The 4,962-nt window shown below is 41.8% G+C and carries 3 protein-coding genes; all 3 read left to right on the top strand.

The annotated features are described in order from the left end of the window. Positions 1–645, top strand: a 645-nt coding sequence (locus tag G1O98_RS36875; RefSeq protein ID WP_175587019.1) for a GUN4 domain-containing protein, incomplete at its 5' end; no start/stop codon positions are given. Positions 646–802: 157 nt separating this feature from the next. Beyond that, positions 803–3,196, top strand: coding sequence for an AAA-like domain-containing protein (locus G1O98_RS36870; RefSeq protein ID WP_163939236.1), 2,394 nt, complete (start codon positions 803–805; stop codon positions 3,194–3,196). Further along, a partial coding sequence (locus tag G1O98_RS36865; RefSeq protein ID WP_163939234.1) for an AAA-like domain-containing protein occupies positions 3,193–4,962 on the top strand: 1,770 nt, incomplete at its 3' end. The genes G1O98_RS36870 and G1O98_RS36865, both read left to right, overlap by 4 nt.

Genomic DNA, 4,962 nt, shown 5'->3' with positions numbered 1-4,962 from the left:
GAACTAGAAAATCAACTAAAAAACAATGATCTGTCACAATCAGATGAAACGACAACAAAGCTTATTCTCTATTTTACTGGATTAGAGAAAGCTAAATTTGATGAAGTATCTATCAATAAATTACAATCTTACTGTTCAGACCTAAAAAAAATTGATAAGCTTTGGAATAAATATACAGAAAAAAGATATAGTTTTAGCTCACAGAAGGAGTGGGCTAAATCTTACCAACCAAAATTAATTAATAAAATTACACGTATAGAAAAAAAGGAGAACCTATTTAAAGGAAATATAGTGCCGAAGTGGGATGTATTTTCAATATTTGTTCCACCAGCCATTGCGAAGTTTGAACCAAGACCAGAATACCCTAATCTAGGCTTGGAATACAGTCCAGAATTAGAATCTATTCAACTTAAATTTTTATCGACTTGTCCTTTTGAAATAGACTTAGCTGAAGATGGTCTTGTATTTGATCCACCTTCTAATATTCGTATCAGACCTGATATTAATTACGAAATAAAATGTTCAATTAAATCTCAGGAAATAATACGAGTTTATAAAAATTTTAATGATATTTGGTATTATACAGATGCTTGTAATGGCGGTTGGATTAATAAAATTCAAGTTCGACTGAAAACGGATCAGTAACAACAAAGCTTTTTGTTAATTGCTAGTACCAGATAGAAGCAAAGCAAGCGATCACAAGTCATAAACAGGTAGCACGGTCAACGTCAACACTGTTAACTCAAAACGAATAGGTGGTAGTATTCACAACAATGACGCTTAAACCTGCCCAAACCGACCCATGCCCGATTCAGAAGACCCAAAGCAAGCCAGCAACGACTTACGCAATGCCCAGTTTGGTGGTGGGTTAATCAACGCTGACACAGTGAACGCTGGGCGAATTGGCGGCGATATCTACAACATTCACCTTGGGCAGCAGACCGTGGCATCAGGTAATCAGAATAGCCAGCAGCAAAAAATCCTGATTCTGGCAGCTATCCCTCACGGTTTGCATTTGGATCGAGAGATTAGAGAGATTGAAGAAGCCATAAGACGAGCCACAAGACGGGATTTATTTGAGATTCGCATTAGAACTGCGGTACGTCCTCAAGATATTCGTAGGGCGATCGCGGAAGAACGCCCTTGTATTGTCCATTTCTGCGGACATGGTTTGGAAGATGGCAGTTTGTTGCTAGAAGATGATGGCGGAAACAACAAACCAGTTGCACCAGCAGGATTAGCATCGCTATTTAAGTTACACGCTGATTATGTCAACTGTGTCTTACTCAACGCTTGTTATTCAGCTAAACCCGCTCATGCAATTAGCCAACATATCAATTATGCAATTGGCATGAATCAGCCTATTGGTGACAAGGCTGCAATTGCATTTGCTCAAGGATTTTATGATGGTTTGGGTTATGAAAATTCAGAAATTCAAAATGTATTCCAAAGAGCTTTTGACGAAGGTTTAGTTGCCATTCAAATGGAAGACACTTCACAGGGGCAAATACCAGTTTTACAGCAGAGGTTACAGAAAAACTTACAATTTAGCGATGAAAAGCCGGGACAAGTACCTACACAAGAGCTTGTTTCAAATATCCCATATTCAGTTGAATCCCCTCAAAGCACTTCATCTCCTATCTCGACAAAGCCAATGATTAGCCAGCGAGTTTTCATCAGTTATCGCTCTCAAGAGCCAGATGCTAGACTAGCGCAAGAATTTTACAACCAACTGGTAGCAGCTGGACACGAAGCCTTTATAGCTGGGGCAAGCATTAGCTGGGGACAAAATTGGGTAGAACGCATTGATGAGGAATTGAAACGCTGTGATTATTTCCTACTGCTGCTGTCAGAGCAATCGGCAAGCAGTGATATGGTGGCAGGAGAACTCAGGACAGCAAGGGAATTGCACAATAAGCTGGGCAAGCCTGTCATTTTGCCAGTTAGAGTCAATTTACCTTTTGATGACCCACTCAATTACGAACTGCGAAGTTTTTTGCAAACCATTCAGCAACGGCAATGGAAATCTGAGGCAGACACGCCAGTTATCTTATCGGAAATCCTCTCACTCCTATCAACAGGGTCAGCACCTAAACCCCTAGCTGAAGAAATTACTCCTACGCAAATTGTGGGCAACCGAGATCGCCCACCGTTGCCCGTAGCAGAACTAGAACTTCCAGGCGGGACGATACAACTAGCTTCTCGGTTTTACGTCCAGCGAGAGCCTTGGGAATCGCGTTGCTATGAGCAGATTGAAAAAAACGCCGGACTGATTCGGATTAAAGCCCCGCGACAGATGGGAAAAACTTCCCTTTTAGCCCGGATTTGCCACCATGCGACAGAGCTAGGCTATCGCACAGCTACCTTAGACTTCTTAGAAACTGATGAGTCAATTTTTGAAGATTTAACGGTTCTGTTGAAACGGTTTTGTGCGTTAATCAGTCGCAAACTGGGAATATCCCCCCGAAAAGTGTCCGAATTTTGGGATGAGGAATTATTTGGTCCTAAGGAGAACTGTAATGATTATTTTGAGCAGTACATACTAACAGATTTGACGGTTCCCTTATTTTTGGGATTGGACGAACTAGATCGGCTCTTTCCATTCAATACAGTGGCCAAAGAATTTTTAGCTCTGTTGCGTTCCTGGAATGAAAAGGCGAAAGTGAATGAAACTTGGGCGAAATTGCGGATGGCGATCGCCCATTCTACAGAATCTTATGTGGTGATGGACACCAATTCTTCTCCCTTTAATGTGGGGTTGGCAGTGGAGTTGCCAGAGTTCAACCAGAAGCAAATATTAGATTTAGTAGCACGGCATGGACTAAATTGGGAAACGGAGGAAACTAGACAACTGATGAAGATGGTGGGGGGACACCCCTACCTAGTGCGCCTCGCCCTTTATCACATTGCTCAAGGAGATTTGACGTTAACCCAACTTCTAGCTACTGCTCCCACTGATGCGGGGATTTATGGCGAACACCTGCGGCGGCATTTGTGGAATTTACAGCAAAACCCAGAGTTAGGCGCAGCATTCCAAAAAGTGGTGGCAACAGATCAACCCGTGTGCTTGCCCTCAATGTCAGCTTTTAAATTAAATGGGATGGGCTTAGTCAGTTTACAGGGCAATGAAGTGGTTCTTCGTCATGAGTCTCTATACCGTCCTTATTTTCAATCGCGCTTGAGGATCAGGGAATGAAGGACTCAACCAACAGCAACTATCGTTATCAAGTGGGGGGAGCCTTGGGTCAAGACGTTCCCTCTTATGTCACAAGGGCAGCAGATCACCAGTTCTACCAAGCTTTGCAAGCGCAAGAATTCTGCTACGTCCTCAACTCCCGCCAGATGGGAAAATCTAGCTTGATGGTGCGGACTCTAGCTCGGCTAAAGTCAGAAGGTTGGGAGGGCATCGTCTTAGATTTTTCCGCAAAAGACAGTCAAGTTGAGCAGGCAGAACGCTGGTACAACGGTATCATTAATCAACTAAATCGTCATTTTGGCTTACTTGAGAATGCCCGTACTTGGCTCAAAGAAAGGGATTTTCTCTCGCCAGTAGAGCGATTAGAAGAGTTTATTGAAACGGGATTAATACCGGGTATTAATCAGCGTATCGTTATTTTCATCGATGAAATTGACAGTACCCTCAGCCTGCCCTTTACCGACGACTTTTTTGCTCTAATTCGCGCCTGTTATAACAAGCGGGCAGACAATCCAGACTACAAGCGACTGACCTTTGCGCTGTTGGGCGTGGCGGCTCCTGCCGAGTTGATTGCTGACAAGAAACGAACTCCTTTTAATATCGGTCAGGCGATTGACCTTAAGGGCTTTGAATTCGAGGAAGCCCAGCCTTTGGTTAAGGGGTTGGAAACAAAAGCCGACAATCCCCAGGCAGTCTTAGCAGAAATCCTCAAATGGACAGGAGGACAGCCTTTTCTTACTCAAAGGTTGTGTCAGTTGGTTGTAGATAACACAGAGTCCATCTCGGTAGGAAAAGAAGCTGAGTCTATTGAGAATTTGGCACACAATCGCTTGATTGAGAACTGGGAATCTCAAGATGAACAAGAGCATTTGAAGACCATTAGAAATCGCCTGTTGAGTAACGAACAAAAGGCTGCATATATACTGGAGTTGTATCGGCAAATTCACCAAGCTGGAAAACTCAAGTTCCAGAATACTTTTGAAGAAAGGGAATTACAACTATCTGGGTTAGTGGTCAAGCGAGATGACTGCTTAACCGTTTACAATCCCATCTATGAACAAATTTTTAACGGGCAGTGGATTGATACCCAGTTAGGCAAATTACGTCCATACGCAGAAAATTTTCGCTTTTGGGTAGCTTCTGGTGGAACTGATGAATCACGTTTGTTGAGAGGAAAGGCGTTACAGGAAGCAGAAGAATGGGCTAAGGATAAAAGCTTAAATTTTCAGGATAAGGAGTTTTTAGCAGCTAGTCAAACCAAGGAAAAACAAGAGGCAATCGCTGCATTAGAAAAAGAAGCTCAATTGGAAAGAGAGAGGAAAGATAGGGAAACAGCAGAAGAAAGAAATCAAGTACTGATTGCAGCTAACCAAGAAGCTCAAAATCTAGTTCGTGTAGGTAGTATTATTTTAAGTATGACCTTGTGTATAACAGTTATCTTAGGGATAATAGCAGTAAATTCTGGACGTGAAGTTATAGAAGCACAAAAGAAAATTGAAGAAATAAATAAAGCTCTTGTAAATGGACAAAAACTTTTAGAAGACGTGAATAAACAATTAAAGGATAGCCCATCTTCTCAAGTATTGGCTGAAATATCTAGGCTAATAGAAATTTCCAATAAAGTAGAAAATACTCAACTAAAACAAGCATTACTACATGCTTGTAAATCTTTATTCCATCAAACTAATGACGAATTAAGAGAAGCACAATCGCATATCAATACCAGTTTTGAATATTTGTTTGCCTCAGAAATATATAAAAAGCAA

This window comes from Nostoc sp. UIC 10630 (assembly GCF_010747425.1).
GTDB lineage: Bacteria > Cyanobacteriota > Cyanobacteriia > Cyanobacteriales > Nostocaceae > Nostoc.
The sequence above is the reverse complement of the archived record's forward strand: the minus strand, read 5'-3'. Positions and strand labels throughout refer to the sequence as shown.

What these genes read in the sequence shown, in the direction of transcription:
- G1O98_RS36870 (WP_163939236.1), top strand. Translation starts at nt 803, where the DNA reads ATGCCCGATTCAGAAGACCCAAAGCAAGCCAGCAACGACTTACGCAAT.